The 20,800-nt window shown below is 70.0% G+C and carries 14 protein-coding genes, 1 tRNA gene and 1 rRNA gene; 13 read left to right on the plus strand and 3 right to left on the minus strand.

Translation table 11 applies throughout. The features are described 5' to 3' along the window. Positions 1 to 26: 26 nt before the first annotated feature. Together rrf and D6270_RS25765 are read left to right on the plus strand one after the other, a co-directional pair. A 5S ribosomal RNA gene (rrf, locus tag D6270_RS25760) occupies positions 27 to 143 on the plus strand. A 173-nt stretch (positions 144 to 316) separates the two neighbouring features. After that, positions 317 to 389 (plus strand) — tRNA-Thr (locus tag D6270_RS25765). Between the two features lie 60 nt (positions 390 to 449). Here D6270_RS25765 and D6270_RS25770 read toward each other — a convergent pair. Beyond that, positions 450 to 3,077 (minus strand): SpoIIE family protein phosphatase, encoded by a 2,628-nt coding sequence (locus tag D6270_RS25770; protein ID WP_109163287.1) that lies wholly within the window; start codon positions 3,075 to 3,077, stop codon positions 450 to 452. Positions 3,078 to 3,477: 400 nt separating this feature from the next. Between D6270_RS25770 and D6270_RS25775 the strand changes: the two genes are divergently transcribed. From D6270_RS25775 to D6270_RS25825, 11 genes are all read left to right on the plus strand, one after another. Beyond that, positions 3,478 to 8,910 carry a HAMP domain-containing protein gene (locus tag D6270_RS25775; RefSeq protein WP_151414723.1) on the plus strand — a complete coding sequence of 1,811 codons (5,433 nt, stop codon included), beginning with the start codon at positions 3,478 to 3,480 and terminating at the stop codon, positions 8,908 to 8,910. A gap of 244 nt (positions 8,911 to 9,154) precedes the next feature. Further along, entirely contained in the window at positions 9,155 to 9,838 is a 684-nt protein-coding gene (locus D6270_RS25780; protein ID WP_018516365.1) for a response regulator, read from the plus strand. A gap of 202 nt (positions 9,839 to 10,040) precedes the next feature. After that, positions 10,041 to 12,869 carry a DNA translocase FtsK gene (locus D6270_RS25785; protein WP_109167271.1) on the plus strand — a complete coding sequence of 943 codons (2,829 nt, stop codon included), beginning with the start codon at positions 10,041 to 10,043 and terminating at the stop codon, positions 12,867 to 12,869. Positions 12,870 to 13,170: 301 nt separating this feature from the next. After that, positions 13,171 to 13,974 (plus strand): helix-turn-helix domain-containing protein, encoded by an 804-nt coding sequence (locus tag D6270_RS25790; protein ID WP_109163286.1) that lies wholly within the window; start codon positions 13,171 to 13,173, stop codon positions 13,972 to 13,974. Positions 13,975 to 14,134: 160 nt separating this feature from the next. Beyond that, the gene (rimO, locus tag D6270_RS25795; RefSeq protein ID WP_109163285.1) at positions 14,135 to 15,616 is read left to right on the plus strand and encodes a 30S ribosomal protein S12 methylthiotransferase RimO; all 1,482 of its coding nucleotides are present in this window, start codon (positions 14,135 to 14,137) and stop codon (positions 15,614 to 15,616) included. Further along, the gene (gene pgsA, locus D6270_RS25800) at positions 15,613 to 16,518 is read left to right on the plus strand and encodes a CDP-diacylglycerol--glycerol-3-phosphate 3-phosphatidyltransferase (protein WP_109163284.1); all 906 of its coding nucleotides are present in this window, start codon (positions 15,613 to 15,615) and stop codon (positions 16,516 to 16,518) included. Before rimO ends, pgsA begins: the two co-directional genes overlap by 4 nt. Next, positions 16,515 to 17,042 (plus strand): CinA family protein, encoded by a 528-nt coding sequence (locus tag D6270_RS25805; protein WP_109163283.1) that lies wholly within the window; start codon positions 16,515 to 16,517, stop codon positions 17,040 to 17,042. Before pgsA ends, D6270_RS25805 begins: the two co-directional genes overlap by 4 nt. A gap of 109 nt (positions 17,043 to 17,151) precedes the next feature. Further along, positions 17,152 to 17,535, plus strand: a complete 384-nt coding sequence (locus D6270_RS25810) for a helix-turn-helix domain-containing protein (RefSeq protein WP_003965837.1) — start codon at positions 17,152 to 17,154, stop codon at positions 17,533 to 17,535. 242 nt (positions 17,536 to 17,777) lie between these two features. Further along, positions 17,778 to 18,248: a Dps family protein gene (locus D6270_RS25815; protein ID WP_109163282.1), complete on the plus strand. Its 471-nt coding sequence runs from the start codon at positions 17,778 to 17,780 to the stop codon at positions 18,246 to 18,248. Positions 18,249 to 18,284: 36 nt separating this feature from the next. Next, positions 18,285 to 18,458 (plus strand): CsbD family protein, encoded by a 174-nt coding sequence (locus D6270_RS25820; protein ID WP_093692363.1) that lies wholly within the window; start codon positions 18,285 to 18,287, stop codon positions 18,456 to 18,458. Between the two features lie 169 nt (positions 18,459 to 18,627). Further along, entirely contained in the window at positions 18,628 to 18,960 is a 333-nt protein-coding gene (locus tag D6270_RS25825) for a hypothetical protein (RefSeq protein ID WP_109163281.1), read from the plus strand. On the opposite strand, the gene D6270_RS25830 is transcribed toward D6270_RS25825, so the two are convergent. Both D6270_RS25830 and D6270_RS25835 read right to left on the minus strand, forming a co-directional pair. Then, positions 18,908 to 19,681: an SDR family NAD(P)-dependent oxidoreductase gene (locus D6270_RS25830; RefSeq protein WP_109163280.1), complete on the minus strand. Its 774-nt coding sequence runs from the start codon at positions 19,679 to 19,681 to the stop codon at positions 18,908 to 18,910. The genes D6270_RS25825 and D6270_RS25830 overlap by 53 nt on opposite strands. 51 nt (positions 19,682 to 19,732) lie before the next feature. Next, positions 19,733 to 20,587, minus strand: coding sequence for an Fpg/Nei family DNA glycosylase (locus D6270_RS25835; protein ID WP_109163279.1), 855 nt, complete (start codon positions 20,585 to 20,587; stop codon positions 19,733 to 19,735). Positions 20,588 to 20,800 lie beyond the last annotated feature (213 nt).

The raw sequence follows: 20,800 nt of genomic DNA on the forward strand, positions 1-20,800 counted from the left end.
TGTCCGGTGTTCTAATTTCATAGTGTTTCGGTGGTCATTGCGTTAGGGAAACGCCCGGTTACATTCCGAACCCGGAAGCTAAGCCTTTCAGCGCCGATGGTACTGCAGGGGGGACCCTGTGGGAGAGTAGGACGCCGCCGAACAATTTTTCCGGGAAAGCCCCGCACCCTTGTGGTGCGGGGCTTTCCTGCGTTCCGGACCCAATGCCCGCTGTCCTGGGACGGACGTCCAGCAGACCAGCAGACTCGTGCCGGCCGCGATTATGTGGATCCCCGAATCCCGTGTATGGTTTACCTCGTTGCCACAGCGCAGCGAGGCCCCAATAGCTCAGTCGGTAGAGCGTCTCCATGGTAAGGAGAAGGTCTGCGGTTCGATTCCGCATTGGGGCTCAGAGAGAATGCGAAAGGCCCCCGCCTCTGGCGGGGGCCTTTCGCATTTGTTACTTCACATCAGACGTGGGGCGGCTCCGGGACACGCATCGCCAGGATGGCCATGTCGTCCGATGCGGGCTCCGCCGCGAAGCGCTCCACGGCTCGCAGGATGCGTGCGGCGACCGCTCCGGCCGTCAGGCCCGTACAGGTCGACAGGACGTCCGCCAGGCCGTCGTCGCCGAGCATGCGGGTGCCCTCGCGGCGTTCGGTGACGCCGTCCGTGACGCAGAGGAGGACGTCACCCGGGTTGAGGGTGACCTCCTCCTGGTACAGCTCCAGGTCCTCCAGGACGCCGAGCAGGGGCTGTGGTTCGGCCGCTGCCTCCACCGAGCCGTCCTGGCGCAGGCGCAGCGGGAGCGGGTGGCCGGCGCAGACGACCTTCAGGAGGGCGCTGCCGTCCTCCTGGGGCCACAGCTCGCCGTACAGGAGGGTCAGGAAGCGGCTGCGGGCACCCTCGTCGAGAATGGCAGCGTTGAGGCGCTCCAGGACTGCCGGGCCCGTGAAGCCCTCGCGGGCCAGCAGGCGCAGCGCGTGGCGGGCCAGGCCGGTGACGGCGGCGGCCTCGGGGCCCGTACCGCAGACGTCGCCGATGGCGAAGCCGTACGCACCGTCGTGGATCGGGAAGACGTCGTAGAAGTCGCCGCCTACCTCGTTGCCCTCGCCCGCGGCGCGGTAGATGACCTCGATCTCGACGTTCGGGACGTCGGGGAGGCCCGGGGGCAGCAGGCTGCGCTGGAGGGACTGGCTGATCGCCATGCGCTCCGAGTACAGGCGCGCGTTGTCCAGGGCCAGGGCGGCCCGGCGGGAGAGGTCCTCGGCCAGTTCCAGGATCTCCTGGCGGAAGTGGTCGTCCGAGGGCTTTCCGAGCGTCAGCATGCCGATCACGCGGTTGCGGGCCACCAGCGGCAGGACCACCGTCTCCCCGCCGACCGCCTGGGCCGTGGCGAGGATCGTGCGGGTGGCCGTGGACATGCTCAGCGGCGCGTCGTGGTCCAGGCTGCGGGCGGAGGTGGACAGCGCCGCGCGGTGGCCGGCCTCGGAAGGGGCGGCCCAGATGCGGGCGCCCGGCGTTGGGACCGGGTCGGGCGGTGCGATCTTGGAGAGCAGGGCTTTGAGGCCGTCGATGAGGTCCTCGTCCTCGTGGAGCACGTACGAGAGGTACGGGTCCGAGGACTGGTCCGCGATCGTGTAGACCGCGCACCAGGTGGCGAGGGTCGGGACCGTCATCTGGGCCATCAGCGCCAGCGTCTGGTCGCGGTCGAGGGTGCCGGCCAGCAGGTCGGAGGCCTCGACGAGGAAGGAGAGCGAGCCCCGGCGCAGCCGTTCCAGCTCGCCGAGGCGTGCGGACTCCACGGCCAGGGCGATGCGGTCGGCGGCGAACTGGAGGCGCAGGGCCTCCTCGTTCGAGTAGCGTCCGGGCGCCTCGGCCGCGACGCCGAGGGAGCCCGTGAGGCGGCCCTCGACCTTCAGCGGGACCGTGACGACCGAACGCATCCCGGTGTCGGTGAGCAGGGGAACGGCGCCGGGGACGGCGGTCAGGTCCTCGTGGACGGCCGGCATCCGGGCGGAGCCGTAGCGTCCTGTTCCGGCTTCGACGGGGACTCTCGCGAAGCGCTGGCGGGCCGAGGGGAGGCCGGTCGTGGCGCGGACCTCCAGCTCCGTCTCGTCGTCGGTGGCGAGCAGGAGGAACGCGGAGTCCGCGTCCAGCATGTCGCGGGCCCGCTCCACCGTCCGCTGGAGCAGACCGTCCAGGTCGTCGGGGGCGGGGGAGCCGATGAAGACCTCGAACGGGTCCGTGGAGCGGTTCTCGGAGGCGCCGTCGGAGACCGGGGCGCGGGCCGGGGACTGGAGGACCGCACGTTCGTAGTCGCGGACGAGGAGGCAGACCGTGGACGGTTCGCCGTCGGTGTCGCGGACCCGCAGGTGCGAGGCGTAGACGGGGGTGACGCGGCCGTCGGCGCAGCGGATGCCGTAGCTGCCCTCCCAGCGGGAGAGCCGGAGCGCGTCCGCGATGCCGGTGTTGGTGCCGGGGGTGTGCGGCCAGGCCACGAAGTCGGTGAGCTGCTTGCCGGCGACCTGGTCCGCGGCGTGCCCGAAGAGGAAGGCCGCGTCGTCGTTCCACGCGGCGATCGACCCGGAGTGGTCGATCTGGACGACGGCGACCCGTACGCGCTGGTCGGCCACGGGCAGCAGCGCGGTGGGCAGGAGCGGTCCCGCGGACCGGATGCCGACCGGGCGCTCGGGGAGGTCCAGCTGAAACCAGACATGTTTGCGGGTGGGGGTGTACTCGACGCCCCAGCGGGAGGCCAGGGCGGCGCAGAGCAGCAGGCCGCGGCCGTTCTCGCGGTCCGGGGAGCCGAAGTCGAGTCCGCTGCTCTGGAGCGGGACCTCACGCTCCGGATAATGGTCGGCGACCTCGACGCGTACGCCGTCCTCGGTACGGAGGCAGAGCACGTCGGCCGCCGTCCCCGCGTGGACCACGGCGTTGGTGACGAGCTCGCTGGTGAGGACGACGGCGTCGTCGACGACATCGTTGTACCCCCACCCCTGGAGGGTGTCCCGGACAAAGGCGCGGGCGGTCGCGACCGAGCGCCCGACCGGTTCGAAGGTGGCGGCCGCGCGCGCGGTGATCACAGCACTCCCCATATTGGTGTCTCGTCGCTTCCCCGAGTCCTGTGCCCGTTTCTCGCCGCTTCGATTCGCTTGCCAGGCTAGACGTTCGGGAAGGGTGCCGGGTACACGAGGGCCGAGATCGGGACAAGGCGGCGCAGGAGTTGTGCGCGGGCGTACGAGTATGCGTTCCGGTAGGAGTGAGGGGGTGCAAGCGGGGGAGGTTGCCCGCCGACCTGTTCCGGCCTGGTACGTTGCAACGATTTGACGTCCGCCCGGCCACCCGTTGACGGTGGGCCGTGGCGGTGGTCCACAGTGGAGCTGGGCAAGCTTCCGGATAGGCCCGAGCGAAACGGTCAACCCCTGCGGGAGGGACACGGTGGAGTCTGGCGTGGCGGCGCGGGGTTCAGAAACGCGTACAAAAGGCGGGCAGTCCGTGAAAAAGCAGCGCAATGGCACCGTCGAGGTCGACGCGGCAGCTCTGAACAGACTGCTGGCGGGACTCGCGGCGATGCGCGACGGCAATTTCCGCAGGCGGCTCACCGTCTCCGGCGACGGCGTGATGACGGAGATCGCGGCGGTCTTCAACGAGGTCGCCGACCGCAATCTCCACCTCACGGGTGAGCTGGCGCGGGTCCGGCGGGTGGTCGGGCGTGAGGGCAAGCTGACGGAGCGGCTGGAGACCGGGGCCCTGGAGGGTTCCTGGGCGGCGGCGATCGATGCCTCCAACGAGCTCGTCGACGATCTCGCGCGACCGGTCTCCGAGGTGGGCCGGGTGCTGTCGGCGGTCGCCGACGGTGACCTGGAGCAGCGGATGGAGCTGCGGTCGCACACGACGGACGAGACGGTACGCCCGCTGCGCGGGGAGTTCCTGAAGGTCGCCCGTACGGTCAACAACCTCGTCGACCAGCTGTCGGTCTTCACCGAACAGGTGACGCGCGTCGCCGTCGAGGTCGGCACCGAGGGCAAGCTCGGCGGCCAGGCGCAGGTGCGCGGGATGTCCGGGTCCTGGAAGGACCTCACGGACTCCGTCAACACCATGGCGTACCGGCTGACCGCCCAGGTCCGTGACATCGCGCTGGTGACGACGGCGGTCGCCAAGGGTGATCTGTCGCGGAAGGTCACCGTCCATGTGGCCGGCGAGATGCTCCAGCTGAAGAACACCGTCAACACGATGGTCGACCAGCTGTCCTCGTTCTCCTCCGAGGTGACGCGCGTCGCCCGTGAGGTGGGTACGGAGGGCGAGCTGGGCGGTCAGGCGGCCGTGCCGGGCGTGGCCGGGGTGTGGAAGGACCTCACCGACTCCGTCAACACGATGGCGGGCAACCTCACCTCCCAGGTGCGCGGCATCGCCGAGGTGACGACGGCGGTCGCCAGCGGTGACCTGACGCAGAAGGTCACGGTGAGCGCGCGCGGCGAGGTCGCCCAGCTCGCCGAGACGATCAACCAGATGACCGAGACGCTGCGGACCTTCGCCGACGAAGTGACACGTGTGGCGAGCGAGGTCGGTGGCGAGGGGCTTCTCGGCGGTCAGGCGCAGGTGCCGGGTGCCGCGGGGACGTGGAAGGACCTCACCGATTCGGTGAACACGGTCTTCCGGAACCTGACCACCCAGGTGCGTGACATCGCTCAGGTCACGACCGCGGTGGCCAGCGGCGACATGTCGCAGAAGGTCACGGTCGACGTGGCCGGGGAGATGCTGGAGCTGAAGAACACCGTCAACACGATGGTGGACCAGCTCCAGTCGTTCGGTTCCGAGGTGACCCGCGTCGCGCGGGAGGTCGGTGTCGAGGGCCGGCTCGGCGGCCAGGCGGAGGTGCCGGGCGCGGCCGGGACGTGGAAGGACCTCACCGACTCGGTGAACACCGCCTTCCGCAACCTGACCGGCCAGGTCCGGGACATCGCCCAGGTGACCACGGCCGTCGCCAACGGTGACCTCTCCCAGAAGGTCACCGTGGATGTGGCCGGGGAGATGCTGGAGCTGAAGAACACCGTCAACACGATGGTGGCGCAGCTGTCCAGCTTCGCCGACCAGGTGACGCGGATGGCCCGGGACGTGGGCACCGAGGGCCGGCTCGGCGGCCAGGCCCGCGTGGACGGCGTCTCCGGTACGTGGAAGGAGCTGACGGACTCCGTCAACTTCATGGCCGGGAACCTCACCTCCCAGGTGCGGCAGATCGCCCAGGTGACGACGGCGGTGGCGCGGGGCGACCTGTCGCAGAAGATCGACGTGGACGCCCGGGGCGAGATCCTGGAGCTCAAGAACACGATCAACACCATGGTCGACCAGCTCTCCGCCTTCGCCGACCAGGTGACCCGGGTCGCCCGCGAGGTGGGTACGGACGGTCGGCTGGGCGGTCAGGCGCAGGTGCCCGGTGTGGCCGGAGTGTGGCGCGATCTCACCGACTCGGTGAACGGCATGGCGGGGAACCTCACCGCCCAGGTCCGCAACATCGCGCAGGTCGCCACGGCGGTGGCGCGCGGTGACCTGTCGCAGAAGATCGACGTGGACGCGCGCGGCGAGATCCTGGAGCTGAAGAACACCCTCAACACGATGGTGGACCAGCTCTCCAACTTCGCCGAGCAGGTGACGCGGGTCGCCCGCGAGGTGGGTACGGAGGGCATCCTCGGCGGACAGGCCGAGGTGCAGGGTGTCTCCGGTACGTGGAAGGACCTCACCCAGTCCGTCAACGGCATGGCGAACAACCTGACTCTCCAGGTCCGCAACATCGCGGAGGTCACCACCGCGGTCGCCAAGGGCGATCTCTCCAAGAAGATCACCGTCGACGCCAAGGGCGAGATCCTCGAACTGGTCACGACCGTCAACACGATGGTCGACCAGCTGCTGAACTTCGCGGACGAGGTCACGAGGGTGGCCCGCGAGGTGGGTACCGAGGGCATCCTGGGCGGTCAGGCGCGGGTGCGCGGGGCGACCGGCATCTGGAAGGACCTCAGCGACAACGTCAACCTGATGGCCAACAACCTGACCAGCCAGGTACGTAACATCTCCCGGGTCTCCTCCGCGGTCGCCAACGGTGACCTGACCAAGAAGGTCACCGTGGAGGCGCGCGGCGAGGTCGCGGAGCTGGCCGACACCGTCAACACCATGGTGACGACGCTGTCCTCCTTCGCGGACGAGGTCACACGGGTGGCCCGCGAAGTGGGTACGGAAGGCGAGCTGGGCGGTCAGGCCCGGGTACCGGGGGTCTCGGGGACGTGGAAGGACCTCACCGAGTCCGTGAACTCGATGGCCTCCAACCTGACCGGGCAGGTGCGCCAGATCGCCACGGTCACCACGGCCATCGCGAAGGGCGATCTGACGAAGAAGATCGACATCGACGCCCGGGGTGAGATCCTGGAGCTGAAGAACACCATCAACACGATGGTCGACCAGCTCTCCTCGTTCGCCGACCAGGTCACCCGGGTCGCCCGTGAGGTGGGCACCGAAGGGCAGCTGGGCGGTCAGGCGCGGGTGCGGGACGTGGACGGCACCTGGCGCGACCTCACCGAGTCGGTGAACGAGATGGCCGGGAACCTGACCCGGCAGGTGCGGGCCATCGCGGCCGTCGCCACGGCGGTGACCCGCGGCGATCTCAATCTGAAGATCGACGTGGACGCGGCCGGCGAGATCCAGGTCCTCCAGGACAACATCAACACGATGATCGCCAATCTGCGCGACACCACCCTCGCCAACAAGGAACAGGACTGGCTGAAGGGCAACCTGGCCCGGATCTCCGGTCTGATGCAGGGCCGCCGCGATCTGGACGACGTGGCCTCGCTGATCATGAGCGAGCTGACGCCGGTGGTCTCGGCGCAGCACGGCGCGTTCTTCCTGGCGATGTCGCCGGGCGACCCGGACGAGGTGGGTCCGGACAACGCCGACGACAGCTCGTACGAGCTGCGGATGCGGGGGAGTTACGGCTACTCCGCAGGTTCGATGCCGACCTCGTTCCGGCCCGGTGAGACGCTCATCGGGACGGCGGCCGAGGAGAAGCGGACGATCCAGGTCGACAACGTTCCGCCGGGGTATCTGAAGATCTCCTCCGGGCTCGGCGAGGCGCCGCCCGCGCATGTGATCGTGCTGCCGGTGCTCTTCGAGGGCAAGGTGCTCGGCGTGATCGAACTGGCCTCCTTCCAGCCGTTCACGCATATCCAGCGGGACTTCCTCAACCAGCTCGCCGAGATGATCGCGACGAGCGTCAACACCATCAGCGTCAACACCAAGACCGAGAAGCTCCTTGAGCAGTCCCAGGAGCTGACCGAGCAACTGCGCGACCGTTCTCAGGAGTTGGAGAACCGGCAGAAGGCCCTCCAGGCGTCCAACGCCGAACTGGAGGAGAAGGCCGAGCTGCTGGCCCAGCAGAACCGCGACATCGAGGTGAAGAACACCGAGATCGAGGAGGCGCGGCAGGTGCTGGAGGAGCGCGCCGAGCAGCTCGCGGTCTCGATGCGCTACAAGTCCGAGTTCCTGGCGAACATGTCGCACGAGCTGCGTACGCCGCTCAACTCGCTTCTGATCCTGGCCAAGTTGCTGGCGGACAACGCCGAGGGCAACCTGTCGCCGAAGCAGGTCGAGTTCGCCGAGACGATCCACGGGGCCGGTTCCGACCTGCTCCAGCTGATCAACGACATCCTGGACCTCTCCAAGGTCGAGGCGGGCAAGATGGATGTCAGCCCGACCCGGATCGCGCTGGTCCAGCTGGTCGACTACGTGGAGGCGACCTTCCGCCCGCTCACCGCGGAGAAGGGTCTCGACTTCTCCGTACGGGTCTCGCCGGAGCTTCCCGCGACGCTGCACACGGACGAGCAGCGCCTCCTCCAGGTGCTGCGCAATCTGCTGTCGAACGCGGTGAAGTTCACCGACAGCGGGGCGGTGGAGCTGGTGATCCGGCCGGCCGGCGCCGATGTGCCGAACGCGATCCGGGAGCACCTGCTGGAGGCGGGCTCGCTGCGGGACGCGGACGCCGATCTGATCGCGTTCTCGGTGACCGACACCGGGATCGGGATCGCGTCCAGCAAGATGCTGGTGATCTTCGAGGCGTTCAAGCAGGCGGACGGCACGACGAGCCGCAAGTACGGCGGCACCGGTCTCGGGCTCTCCATCAGCCGGGAGATCGCGCGGCTGCTCGGCGGTGAGATCCACGCGGCGAGCGAGCCGGGCCGGGGCTCCACCTTCACCCTGTACCTGCCGCTGCACCGCGCCGAACTGCCGCCCCAGGGCTACCCCCAGGTGGGTTCCGGTTCCTCCGAGGGGCTGGGCGGCGGGTCCGAGAACGGGCAGGGGTCGCCCAACGGCGACTCGGCTCCGCTCGGCGACCCGGCCAACTCCGCCGGGGTGTTCCGGCGGCGGCGCAAGGCCCTCGGGGACGCGGCCCGACGGCCCGCACTGCCGGCCGGGCGGCCCGTCGGCGAGAGCGCTCCGCAGGAGGAGTGGGTGCAGGCGGGTCCGGCCGGTACGGAGGAGGCTCCGGCGCCCCGGCGGACGTTCCGGTTCCGGGGTGAGAAGGTGCTCATCGTCGACGACGACATCCGTAACGTCTTCGCGCTCACCAGTGTGCTGGAGCAGCACGGGCTGGCCGTGCTGTATGCCGAGAACGGCCGCGAGGGGATCGAAGTCCTGGAGCAGCACGACGATGTGACGGTCGTGCTGATGGACATCATGATGCCCGAGATGGACGGGTACGCGACCACGACCGCGATCCGCCGGATGCCGCAGTTCGCCGGACTGCCGATCGTCGCGCTCACCGCGAAAGCGATGAAGGGCGACCGGGAGAAGGCGATCGACTGCGGTGCCTCCGACTATGTGACGAAGCCGGTCGATCCTGATCATCTGCTCGCGGTGATGGAGCAGTGGATGCACGGAGAGTGATGGGATTCTGAACGAATCGGCGTGAGTTGCTGACCGGCTGTGCGCGAACGGGTGTGAACACCCTGTATCCGGGGAACCTTCTGGTCTCCCACCGCGTTTGCGGTACGTGCACGGTGACATCGCGGTGACAGGGTGTGGTGACGGGCGGGGTGCGGCTACCATGACCGGCACAAGGACGGACGGCGAAAGGGAGTCGTCCCCTGGGGCGGCACCCGGTGCATTTCCGGGGCGAGGAGGGCGGGCCATGGTGCAGAAGGCCAAGATCCTCCTGGTCGATGACCGGCCGGAGAATCTGCTGGCGCTGGAGGCCATCCTCTCTGCGCTCGATCAGACACTGGTCCGGGCATCGTCAGGGGAGGAGGCGCTCAAAGCGCTGCTCACGGACGATTTCGCGGTCATTCTGCTGGACGTCCAGATGCCGGGCATGGACGGTTTCGAGACCGCCGCCCACATCAAGCGGCGGGAGCGGACCCGGGACATCCCGATCATCTTCCTCACCGCGATCAACCACGGCCCGCACCACACCTTCCGGGGATACGCGGCCGGCGCGGTGGACTACATCTCCAAGCCGTTCGACCCATGGGTGCTGCGGGCCAAGGTCTCGGTCTTCGTCGAGTTGTACATGAAGAACTGCAAGCTCCGTGAGCAGGCCGCGCTCCTGCGGCTCCAGCTGGAGGGCGACGGGCACGCGGGCGGCGAGCACGAGAAGGAGCCGGCCGGTCTGCTGGCCGAACTCTCCGCACGGCTCGCGGCGGTCGAGGAGCAGGCGGAAGCCCTCTCCAAACAACTCGACGACGAGTCCGCCGATGCCGCGGCCGTCGCCACGGCGGCCCATCTGGAACGCAAGCTGACCGGCCTGCGCCGCGCCCTCGACGCGCTGGAGCCGGGTACGGGCGGCGGCGCGGGGATCCTGCCCGCTCAGAACTAGGGCCTCGCGGCAGCAGAGCGCGGGACCGGTTCAGCAGCGGAGTGCGGGGACCGATTCGTGCGGATCAGGGGTGCTTCAGGCCGGGCCCGGAGCGCTCCTCGCCCTGAGGGCGCGTCAGTTCCCGGTCGTCGGGCGGCGACACGGTCGGGTGAACCAGTAGGCGAACGTGTTCACGGGCGTCGACAACGGTAACCTCGGCATCATGGCCTCACGTACGTCCGGCAAGGGTTCCCAGGGCACGGCGGGCACCGCGAAGAGCGTCGGCCGTACTCCAGGGCCGGCGAAGAAAGCCGCGCCCGCCAAGAAGACCGCCCCCAAGAAGACGAGCGCGCCCGCCAGGAAGGCGCCCGCGAAGAAGGTGGCGGCCAAGCGGCCCGCGCCCAGACCCGCACCGTCCCCCACCAACGGCGTTTACCGGCTGGTGCGCGCCATCTGGCTCGGCACGGCCCACGGCGTCGGCGCGGTGTTCCGCTCCATAGGGCGCGGTGCCAAGGGACTTGACCCCGCCCACCGCAAGGACGGCCTCGCGCTCCTGCTCCTCGGCCTCGCGCTGATCGTCGCCGCGGGCACCTGGTCCAACCTCCAGGGGCCGGTCGGCGACCTGGTGGAGATGCTGGTGACCGGGGCGTTCGGCCGACTCGATCTGCTCGCACCGATACTGCTCGGCGCCATGGCCGTACGGCTGATCCTGTATCCGGAGCGGCCCGACGCCAACGGCCGGATCGTCATCGGGCTCTCCGCCCTCGTCGTCGGCATCCTCGGCCAGGTCCACATCGCCTGCGGTTCGCCGGGCCGTGAGGACGGCACGGAGGCGATGCAGGACGCGGGCGGGCTGGTCGGCTGGGCCGCGTCCAAGCCGCTGATCTTCATGATGGGCGAGGTCCTCGCCGTACCGCTGCTCGTGCTGCTCACCGTCTTCGGCCTCCTCGTCGTCACCGCGACCCCGGTCAACGCCATCCCGCGCCGGCTGCGCCAGCTCGGCGTCCGCCTCGGCATCGTGGAACCGGCGTACGAGCCCGGCGAGAGGTACGAGGACGACGACGAGCGCTACGACGAGCAGTGGCGCGAGGCGCTGCCCGCCGGGACACGGCGCGGCTCCGCCCGCCGCCAGGCCCCGGACGCCGACGACGCCGTGTACGACCACGACAGCGCCGAGGCCGAAGCGCTCACCAAGCGCAGGCGGCCCCGCCGGCCCGCCGCGCAGCCCGAGATGAACCGGCCCCTGGACGCGGTGGACGTCGCCGCGGCCGCGGCCGCGGCACTCGACGGGGCCGTGCTCAACGGCATGCCGCCCTCGCCGGTCGTCGCCGACCTGACCCAGGGCGTCTCGGTGGACCGGGAGCGGGAACGTACCGGCTCCACGCCCGTGCCCGGAGCACGCGAGGCCGAGCGGGACGGCGGCGCGGGCCAGGACCGGGCGGGCGCGGGCAAGGCGGGGGCCGCCGCTTCCGGGCCCGCCGGCCCCGGTGGCGTACCCGATCTGACCAAGCCCGTTCCCGAGCGGACCGGGGAGCTGCCCGCCCGCGCCGAGCAGCTCCAGCTCTCCGGCGACATCACCTACTCGCTGCCCTCCCTCGACCTGCTGGAGCGCGGCGGGCCCGGCAAGACCCGCAGCGCGGCCAACGACGCCGTCGTCGCCTCGCTGACCAACGTGTTCACCGAGTTCAAGGTCGACGCCGTCGTCACCGGCTTCACCCGGGGCCCGACGGTCACCCGGTACGAGATCGAGCTCGGCCCGGCCGTGAAGGTCGAGAAGATCACGGCGCTCGCCAAGAACATCGCGTACGCCGTCGCCAGCCCGGACGTACGGATCATCTCGCCGATCCCGGGGAAGTCCGCCGTCGGCATCGAGATCCCCAACTCCGACCGGGAGATGGTCAACCTCGGCGATGTGCTGCGCCTCGCGGACGCGGCCGAGGACGACCACCCCATGCTCGTGGCGCTCGGCAAGAACGTCGAGGGCGGCTACGAGATGGCCAACCTGGCGAAGATGCCGCACGTCCTGGTCGCCGGTGCCACCGGATCGGGCAAGTCCTCCTGTATCAACTGCCTGATCACCTCGGTCATGGTGCGGGCCACCCCGGAGGACGTCCGGATGGTCCTCGTCGACCCCAAGCGCGTGGAACTCACCGCGTACGAGGGCATCCCGCACCTGATCACGCCGATCATCACCAACCCCAAGAAGGCCGCCGAGGCGCTCCAGTGGGTCGTGCGGGAGATGGACCTGCGCTACGACGACCTGGCCGCCTTCGGCTACCGGCACATCGACGACTTCAACCACGCCGTGCGCACCGGCAAGTGCAAGACGCCCGAGGGCAGCGAGCGGGAGCTGTCCCCCTACCCGTATCTGCTGGTGATCGTCGACGAGCTGGCCGACCTGATGATGGTCGCCCCGCGCGACGTCGAGGACTCCATCGTCCGCATCACCCAGCTGGCCCGAGCCGCCGGAATCCACCTGGTGCTCGCCACCCAGCGTCCCTCGGTCGACGTGGTGACCGGGCTGATCAAGGCGAACGTGCCCTCCCGGCTCGCCTTCGCCACCTCCTCCCTCGCCGACAGCCGCGTCATCCTCGACCAGCCCGGCGCCGAGAAGCTCATCGGCAAGGGCGACGGCCTCTTCCTCCCGATGGGCGCCAACAAGCCCACCCGTATGCAGGGCGCCTTCGTCACCGAGGACGAGGTCGCGGCCGTCGTCCAGCACTGCAAGGACCAGATGGCCCCGGTCTTCCGGGACGACGTCGTGGTGGGTACGAAGCAGAAGAAGGAGATCGACGAGGACATCGGCGACGACCTGGACCTGCTCTGCCAGGCCGCCGAGCTGGTCGTCTCCACCCAGTTCGGGTCGACCTCGATGCTCCAGCGCAAGCTGCGCGTCGGCTTCGCGAAGGCCGGGCGGCTGATGGACCTGATGGAGTCCCGCAACATCGTCGGACCCAGCGAGGGATCCAAGGCGCGCGACGTCATGGTGAAACCGGACGAACTCGACGGGGTGTTGGCCGTCATCCGCGGGGAATCCACTCCACAGGGGTAATCCACCCGTAAAGGTTTCGTGGGCAACCGTTTCGTGCGGCCGTACGTCAAGTTGGAGGGAGGGGAGGAACGATGCTCCTCCCACCCGCCCAGCCCGTTGTCCCCCACCCTGTTCGGCCCACTCCAGGTTGCCCAGTCCTCGACAGGGGCACGGTCCCGGTCCCGCTCCGCCCGCGGAGAGGTCCACCAGCCCGTCCGGCGAACCCGATGGCGTACAAAGTCGTCCCTCCCGGTTGCCCCTCCCTTTCGTACCCCCCTAGACTGAACATCCAGCAGGTGGCTCACGCTCGAAAGGCGCCCCCGTGTCCATCGGCAACTCCCCCGAAGACGACCGGCCTTCGATCGGTCGTGCCCTTCAGCAGGCTCGTATCGCCGCAGGTCTGACGGTCGAGGAAGTCAGCAGCTCCACCCGGGTGCGCATCCCCATCGTGCACGCGATCGAGGAGGACGACTTCTCGCGCTGTGGCGGCGACGTCTACGCACGCGGCCACATCCGCAACATCGCCCGTGCCGTCGGTATCGACCCGGAACCCCTGGTCGAGCGTTTCGACGGAGACCACGGCGGCCGTCCCGCACCGACCCCCGCGGCTCCGCTGTTCGAAGCGGAGCGCATCCGATCCGAGCCGCGGCGGCCCAACTGGACCGCGGCCATGGTCGCGGCCATCGTCGCCGTGATCGGCTTCGTCGGCTTCACCCTCTTCAACGGCGGAGACGACAAGCCCTCGAACACCGCCCAGGTCGCGGAGGGCTCCAAGCCCGACAAGACCGCGGCCAAACCCAGCACCACCAAGCCGGCCGACCCCAATCCCGTGCCGTCCGAGAGTGCCATCGCCGCCGCCCCCCGGGACAAGGTGACGGTCAAGCTCGGTGCGAGCCAGGGCAAGAGCTGGATCTCCGTCAAGGACCACAACGGCCGGCTGCTCTTCGACGGGCTGCTGCTCGAAGGTGAGTCCAAGACGTTCCAGGACAAGGAGCGCATCGACCTCGTCCTCGGCAACGCCGGGGCGATCGAGCTCTTCGTCAACGGCAAGAAGCTCCAGGACCGTTTCGAACCCGGTCAGGTGGAGCGGCTCACGTACACCAAGGGTGACCCCGAGGCCGGCTGAACCCGCGCCTTCCCACCCCTTCGACGGGCGTCCGGCCTCGTGCCGGGCGCCCGTCGGCGTTCCCAGCCCCCCGCGCGCGGCTGCTACGGGGAGTAACAGGTGAGCGGGCAGGCAACCCTGCTCGGCGGGAGGGCCGCCGGGACGAAGTAGTCTTGAGTCCATGCCCGAACGCCGTACCGTCGCCCTTGTCACTCTTGGCTGCGCCCGTAACGAGGTGGACTCGGAGGAGCTTGCAGGCCGCTTGGCAGCGGACGGCTGGGACCTCGTCGAGGACGCCTCGGACGCGGATGTCGCAGTCGTCAACACCTGTGGGTTCGTCGAAGCCGCCAAGAAGGACTCCGTCGACGCCCTGCTCGAAGCCAACGATCTCAAGGACCACGGCCGCACGCAGGCCGTCGTCGCCGTCGGCTGCATGGCCGAGCGCTACGGCAAGGACCTCGCCGAGGCCCTGCCGGAGGCGGACGGTGTCCTCGGATTCGACGACTACGCCGACATCTCCGACCGGCTCCAGACCATCCTCAACGGCGGCATCCACGCCTCACACACCCCGCGCGACCGCCGCAAGCTGCTGCCGATCAGCCCTGCCGAGCGGCAGGACGCCGCCGTCGCGCTGCCCGGGCACGCCCAGGAGGCACCCGCCCCGGCGCCCGAGGACCTCCCCGACGGCGTCGCACCGGTCTCCGGACCGCGCGCCCCGCTGCGCCGCCGGCTCGGCACCAGCCCCGTCGCCTCGGTGAAGCTCGCCTCCGGCTGCGACCGCCGCTGCTCCTTCTGCGCCATCCCCTCCTTCCGCGGCTCCTTCATCTCCCGCCGCCCCTCGGACGTGCTCCAGGAGACCCGCTGGCTGGCCGAGCAGGGCGTCAAGGAGGTCATGCTCGTCTCCGAGAACAACACCTCGTACGGCAAGGACCTCGGCGACATCCGCCTGCTGGAGACCCTGCTGCCCGAGCTGGCGGACGTGGACGGCATCGAGCGCATCCGGGTCAGCTACCTCCAGCCCGCCGAGATGCGCCCCGGACTCATCGACGTCCTCACCTCGACGCCGAAGGTCGCCCCGTACTTCGACCTCTCCTTCCAGCACTCCTCCCCGAGCGTGCTGCGCACGATGCGCCGCTTCGGCGACACCGACCGCTTCCTGGAGCTCCTGGACACCATCCGGAGCAAGGCCCCCGAGGCAGGCGCCCGGTCCAACTTCATCGTCGGGTTCCCCGGTGAGACCGAGGCGGACCTCGCCGAGCTGGAACGCTTCCTCACCGGCGCCCGCCTCGATGCCATCGGCGTCTTCGGCTACTCCGACGAGGAGGGCACCGAGGCGGTCGGGTACGCCGACAAGCTGGACCCCGACACCATCGCCGAGCGGCTCGCCCACATCTCGCAGCTGGCCGAGGAGCTGACCTCGCAGCGGGCCGAGGAGCGCGTCGGCGAGACCCTCCAGGTGCTCGTGGAGTCCATCGAGTCGGACGAGGACGGCGAGGTCGCGATCGGCCGCGCCGCGCACCAGGCCCCCGAAACGGACGGCCAGGTGGTCTTCACCACACGCGAGGGACTCGTGCCGGGCCTTATGGTCGAGGCGAAGGCAGTGGGCACCGAGGGCGTCGACCTGGTGGCCGAACACCACGAGCTTGCGGAGGCGGCCAGATGACGGGAGCCCCGGCATCCGCGACAGGCGGTCCCGGCGCGAAGCCGGTCCGCGGCGGCAAGCTGGGCACCGCGGCCGTCAACCAGGCCAGCCTGTGGAACATCGCCAACATCCTGACCATGGTGCGGCTGCTGCTCGTCCCCGGGTTCGTGCTGCTGCTGTTCCACAACGGCGGGTACGACCCGGTCTGGCGCTCCTTCGCCTGGGCGGCCTTCGCCATCGCCATGATCACCGACCTGTTCGACGGTCATCTGGCGCGGGCGTACAACCTGGTCACGGACTTCGGGAAGATCGCGGACCCGATCGCCGACAAAGCGATCATGGGTGCCGCGCTGGTCTCCCTCTCCGTCCTCGGTGACCTGCCGTGGTGGATCACCGGGGTGATCCTCGCCCGTGAGCTGGGCATCACGCTGATGCGGTTCTGGGTGATCCGGCATGCCGTGATCCCGGCCAGCAGAGGCGGCAAGCTCAAGACCCTGGCGCAGGGCACGGCGGCCGGGATGTACGTCCTGGTGCTCACCGGGCCGCTGGCCACCCTGCGGTTCTGGATGATGATGGTGGCCGTCGTGCTGACGGTCGTCACCGGCCTCGATTACGTACGCCAGGCCGTCGTCCTGCGCCGCAGGAGCCTCGCGGCCGAGCGGGCCGCCGTCGGCCGCACCGCGGAGGCGCTGAACGAGGCGGCCGGATCTCCTGGGGCGGGTTCTCCCGGGTCGGGTGTGAGCGCGGATGAGGGTGTTGCGGGGGGTTCCGGCGTGGGTGGTGCCGATGGTGCTTCCGGTGCCGGCGGTGTCTCCCGTGGAGGTGGTGCCGGTGCTTCCGGTTCGAGCGTGCGGGTGGCCGGTGGGCCGGCGCCCGTGGAGCCCGCTGTGAGGGCGCGCGACGGCGCGGAGGCCGAGCGGTGACAGCTGCTGTCACCGCAGCTGCCGCCGCCCAGGTGCTGGGGCGGCTCGTGGAGCGCGGTGAGACGCTCGCCGTCGCCGAGTCGCTGACCGGTGGTCTGGTGGCGGCCGAACTGACGTCCGTACCCGGAGCCTCCCGGGCCTTCCGGGGATCGGTGACGGCGTACGCGACGGCGCTCAAGGGAGAGATCCTCGGTGTGGACGGGGCCCTTCTGGCGGAGCGCGGGGCGGTCGATCCCCAGGTCGCGCGGCAGATGGCGGCCGGTGTGCGCCGTGCCCTGGGCGCGGACTGGGGCATCTCCACCACCGGCGTCGCGGGCCCGGACCCGCAGGACGGACAGCCCGTCGGAACGGTCCATGTGGCCGTCGCGGGACCTTCCGGCGTCGAGAAAGTGTCCACTCTGCGGTTGAATGGTTCGAGGGCGGACATCCGTAGAGAGAGCGTACGAAGCGCCCTCGATCTGCTAGCCCGTGAACTCGGTGAGAACGCGCGGGCACAGGATACGGAACAGATCGGGGGGAATTGATGTTTGCAGCCCTGAGTGAACACGACATCGCTCCCCGCACGGCCGCAGCACAAGGCGGTACGGTAGGGCGTGAAGGATGCGGCTACGCGGTCCGAGGAGGGAGCCACCGATGATTCTGCTCCGTCGCCTGCTGGGTGACGTGCTGCGTCGGCAGCGCCAGCGCCAAGGCCGTACTCTGCGCGAAGTCTCCTCGTCCGCCCGGGTCTCGCTCGGTTATCTGTCCGAGGTGGAGCGGGGGCAGAAGGAGGCATCCTCCGAGCTGCTCTCCGCGATTTGCGACGCGCTTGACGTACGGATGTCCGAGCTCATGCGTGAAGTGAGCGACGAGCTCTCGCTCGCTGAGCTGGCCGAGTCGGCAGCTGCCAGTGATCCGGTCCCAGTACCGGTTCGTCCCATGCTCAATTCCGTCTCCGTCTCGTCGGTCGCAGGTGTGCCGTCGGGCCGGGTGACCATCAAGGCGCCCGCGGAAGCGGTGGACGTCGTCGCCGCCTGATCCGCGCGCGGCACAGTGATCGACCGGAGTCCCGGTCGGCCCTCAAGGGGTCGGCCGGGACTTTTGCGTGTGCCGTTTTCGTGCGGGGTCCGCGTGTGTGAGGCGCGGGAGAGCGGGCAGACGGAGGTTGAGGCCAACATGACTGTTTTGTTTGATTTGTGCCATCGTGGGTGGTGCGCCGAAACAGTCAGCGAAGCGCCTGACGACGGTCAGCGGTACGCCTGACGGATGGGAGTTGTTGCATGTCTGTGGTGAAGAGCCCACTGTCCGACAGCGATCTCAAGCTCGTCGGAGAAGCGCTGCAAGGCGCGCTGGTCGATCTGGTCGACCTCTCCCTCGTGGCGAAGCAGATCCACTGGAACGTGGTCGGCCCGCGCTTCCGGTCTGTCCACCTCCAGCTCGACGACGTGGTGGCCACAGCCCGGCAGCACTCCGACACGGTCGCCGAGCGAGCCTCCGCGATCGGGGTCAACCCGGACGGCCGCTCCGCCACCGTGGCCAAGGAGACCGCCATCCGGCCCGTCCCCGAGGGGTGGATCAAGGACACGGACGCCGTGAAGGCGCTCGTGGACGCGCTGGGTGTGGTGATCGGCCGAATGCGTGAGCGCATCGAGGTGACCGACGCGCCGGATCCCGTGACTCAGGACATCCTGATCTCACTGACAGCAGACCTCGAAAAGCACGCCTGGATGTTCCAGGCCGAAAGTGCCTGAGCGGAAGGAACCGACATCGTGACTGGTGACAACGCCATGGACAAGCTCAAGGGCAAGGGCAAGGAGGCCGTCGGCAAGCTGACCGGCGACCGCCGCAAGGAGTCCGAGGGCAAGGCCGACCAGGCCAAGGCCACGGCCAAGGACAAGGTCGACGAGGCCGGCGACCGCGCGAAGGGCGTCACGGACTCCCTGCGCAACGACGACAAGTAGCGGCCGGCGGCGCCTCGCGTCGCTGTCCGTCCAGAGTGCCCCCGCCGGTCATCGGCGGGGGCACTCGGCGTTCCCGGGCCCTGTGCCCCTTCGGTCGTCCGTTCTGGATGCAGAGGTGCTGCTGCCAGGGGAAACTGCCCGAAAGGACGTCGGCCACGGGAGGACAGCGATGGTACGGCGGTGGGTGCCGACGCTGCTCCTGGGCGGGCTGTGGTGGTGGGCGGTGCTGCGGCTGGTGCTCCATCCGGAGCAGGCCGGTGTGGTGGAGGGCGCGGTGGCGGCGGGCGGCTGGGGGCTGAGTCTGCTGCCCGTCCATGTGGCGACGGTGGCGTCGGGCTTCTCGGGGGGAGCTGAGGGGCTGGAGAAGCAGGCGGCGGGGTCGGAGCGGCGGTCTCCGCGGGTTCGGCCGGGGTGGCCTGCGGCGGCTCCTGGGCGGCTGGTGGCGGGTTTCACCAGGGCATGGCGACGCCGCCGTTCGGGCGGAGGATCTGGCCGGTCATGAAGGCCGACGCGTCGGACGCCAGGTGCAGCACGGTGTGGGCGACATCCTCGGGTTCACCGACCCGGCCCAGGGGAGAGATCCGGGCCATCGTGGCCTCCGCGCGTTGTTGCTGTCCGGCTCCGTGCCGGTCGGTCATCGGCGTACGGATCCAGCCCGGGGCCACCGCGTTCACCCGTATGGCGTGCGGGCCCAGCTCGGTGGCGAGCGTCTTGGTGAGCTGGACCACGGCCGCCTTCGCCGCGCTGTAGCAGAGCAGGCCCGCGCTCGCGGAGTCCACGGCGCCGGACGCCATCGTGATCAGCGAGCCGGGTGCGGCGCGGGCGATCATGGACCGGGCCACCTCCTGGCAGGCGTACAGCACCCCCTTGAAATTGACCGCCAGCACCCGGTCCAGGTCCTCGTCCTCCGTCTCCAGGACGCTGCTGGTGTGCATGATCCCGGCCACGGCGACCAGGATGTCCAGCTCTCCCGCCGCCTGGACGGCCGCGCGGACCCCGTCCCGTTCGGTGACGTCGAGGGGATGGGTGCGGGCGGTGCCGCCCGCGCTCGTGACCAACTCGTACGTTCTCCGTAGGCCGGTCTCGTCACGGTCGGCGCAGTGGACCGTGGCTCCGGCCTCGGCGAGCAGCACGGCGCTCGCCCGTCCGATCCCGCTCGCCGCGCCGGTGACCAACGCGGAGCGGCCCGTGAGGTCGTAGGCGTCGAACACGGAGAGGGGCATGACGGGACCGTACGACCGAATCTGACGGGTCGTCAACCAGCGTGCGGGTGGTTACGGCGCCTGGGGCGTCGGGCCCGACTGGCAGGACGGGCACCAGTACGTGGGCCGGTCCGCCTCGTCGACCTTCCGGATCGGGGTACCGCAGCGCAGACAGGGGCGGCGGTTTCTGCCGTAGACGTAGAGCGGCTCCTGGACCCGCGGGAGGGGGCGCTGCGGGGTTGCGAGGGCCGGGCCGTCCGGGCGGGGGCGGCGCTCGGCACGGATGGTGGTGGTGCGGGTGGGGCGGTACCGGTTGGCGTCGAGGAGCCGGTGGGCCAGGGCGACCAGCCGGGGGAGGATGCCGTCGGGGAGGGCGCCCACGGGGAGCCAGGGGGTGACGCGGGCCAGGAAGCACAGCTCGCACTTGTAGACATTGCCGATGCCCGCCAGGTTGCGCTGGTCGAGGAGGGCCTCGCCGAGGGGGCGGTCCGGGGCGGTGAGGAGACGCTCCACGGCGAGGCCGGGGTCCCAGTCCGGGCCGAGCAGGTCCGGCCCGAGGTGGCCGACGGCCTTGCTCTCCTCGCTGGTCCGCAGGAGTTCGAGGACGGGGAGGCGGTAGCCGACGGCGGTGTGGTCGGCGTTGGTGAGAACCGCGCGGATCTGGTGCCCGGGGCCGCCGCGCCAGCGCTCGCCCGGTGCGTAGATCCGCCAGGCCCCGTCCATCCGGAGGTGGCTGTGCAGGGTCAGTCCGCCCTCGACCCGGGTCAGCAGGTGCTTGCCGCGTGCGGTGACGTCGAGGACGGTCCGGCCGCTCAGATCGGCGGTGGCGAACCGGGGGACGCGCAGGTCGGCGTGGGTCAGGACCCGCCCGGCCAGTGCTGCGTGCAGCCGGGCGGCGGTCTGCAGGACGGTGTCTCCTTCGGGCATGCCTCCATGATGGGCGAGGGGGCGCTTTGGTGGGGCGGGGACGTGGGGGATGCGTGTCGGGGAGTGGGGAGTGGGGAGTGGGGAGTGGGGTTGTGGTGCGGAGGTGTGGCGGTGCAGGGCCGAGCGAGGGCGGCGGGGGTGCGGCGGTGCGCGACTGAGCCGGGGACGCGGGGAGCCGGCGCGCGGGGGTGCACAGGCGAGGTCGAGCGGGCG

Origin of the sequence: Streptomyces griseus subsp. griseus (genome assembly GCF_003610995.1) — a bacterium.
Taxonomy (GTDB): Bacteria; Actinomycetota; Actinomycetes; order Streptomycetales; family Streptomycetaceae; genus Streptomyces.